The following is a 568-nucleotide window of genomic DNA, read 5'->3' on the forward strand; positions in this document are numbered from 1 at the left end:
ACACAGAACAACTGACCATGATCGCGCTCTTCAAATTCAATACCGTGTTTGCTGACCAAGGAGATGAAGTCCCAGTTGGTGTATTGCGACAGGGCCGATTTCACGAAGTGTGGGTTTTGGCATAGGTAGTTGCTGGCTGATACGTCGTAGTTGGTGAAGTTGCAGCGGCCACCACCAGAGATAAGGATTTTACGTCCTGGCTTTTTGGCATGATCCAGCACAAGCACACTGCGTCCGCGCTTGCCTGCTTCTGCAGCACACATCAAACCCGCGGCTCCCGCGCCAATTACAACAACATCAAATTTCTTACTCATCGGTCGCTCTTAGGCTCTATCCAAAATCCAAAACAATAAAAAAGGATGTGCTTATTGCACATCCTTGCTTTCTAAGAGCGCCATTCTACCGACAAATGTCGAAAGGGAAAAGCGCTTAAATTCCAAGCATCGCCTAGTACGGCTTAGCTGGAAAGACCTACAAGATGAAGGCCGCCAGTAGGGTAACACCAAGCAACGCGGTTGATAGCACAAACAACTCACGCACCCGTTCACACTTGCCTGTGAATATCTCA

At 48.6% G+C, this 568-nt stretch carries 1 protein-coding gene and 1 pseudogene; both read right to left on the reverse strand.

The window, feature by feature from the left end; translation table 11 throughout:
• A partial coding sequence (locus R8N49_RS29270; RefSeq protein ID WP_318190714.1) for an FAD-dependent oxidoreductase occupies nucleotides 1–314 on the reverse strand: 314 nt, incomplete at its 3' end.
• A 157-nt stretch (nucleotides 315–471) separates the two neighbouring features.
• A pseudogene (locus R8N49_RS29275) lies at nucleotides 472–568 on the reverse strand (universal stress protein UspB); the annotation flags it as partial.

Source organism: Vibrio sp. 1978 (assembly GCF_033344345.1).